This is a genomic window from Micromonospora sicca, from assembly GCF_003172935.1.
Taxonomy (GTDB): domain Bacteria; phylum Actinomycetota; class Actinomycetes; order Mycobacteriales; family Micromonosporaceae; genus Micromonospora; species Micromonospora sicca.
Genome location: NZ_QGKS01000015.1, coordinates 1 through 720, shown reverse-complemented (window position 1 = coordinate 720; position 720 = coordinate 1). Strand labels below are relative to the sequence as shown.

At 80.4% G+C, this 720-nt stretch carries 1 protein-coding gene; it reads right to left on the bottom strand.

Annotated features, from left to right (window positions below):
- Positions 1-104: 104 nt before the first annotated feature.
- Complete coding sequence (locus tag DKT69_RS00085) at positions 105-686, bottom strand: cytochrome P450 (protein WP_236647219.1); 582 nt, start codon at positions 684-686, stop codon at positions 105-107.
- Positions 687-720 lie beyond the last annotated feature (34 nt).

The following is a 720-nucleotide window of genomic DNA, read 5'->3' as shown; positions in this document are numbered from 1 at the left end:
GCCCTGGGCGGCGAGCGCGGCGGCGGAGGCCGCGTCCCAGGCGTTGGGGAGCAGCAGCGGACGGCCCGGCCGGTGCAGGGCGTGGAAGGCGGCGTACCGGTCGTTCATCGGGGGATCACCTCGAGTGTGGTGGGGACGCGCAGCGTCGGGTGCGGGTCGTGGCGGATCTCGGCGTCGGTGGCGCGGCAATGGCGGCGCAGCACGTCGACCACCCCGGTGGCCAGGGCCAGGGCGTGCCGCTCGCCCGGGCATCCCCGCGGCCCGGCGCCGAAGGTCAGCGCGCGGCCGGGCCGGCCCGGGACGAACCGGTCCGGCTCGGCGAAGACGGCCGGATCGCGGTTGGCCGCGTCGAAGCGGAGCAGCAGCGCAGTGCCGGCGCGGATCTCCCGCCCGCCGAGCCGCAGCGGTGCGGTGGCGACCCGGCGGGTGGCGCGGACGGGCGGATCGAGCCGGAGCACCTCGGCCAGCAGGTCGCCGGTCGGCACCGGCTCCGGCGCCGCGAGGACGTGCCGGGCGGCGGCGCCGATCAGCCCGGCGGTGGCGTCGCAGGCCTGCACCAGCAGTCCGAGCCGGTTCGCGGTGACCTCCGGCGGGGTGGGCGGCGACAGCGCCAGCAGGGTGCCGACCGCCCGGTCGGCGCGCGCCACCGCCGCCGGGGCCGCGCCCGGGTGGTAGGCGGCGGCCACCGCGACCACCGCCGGCCCGGCCGCCGCCTACCAC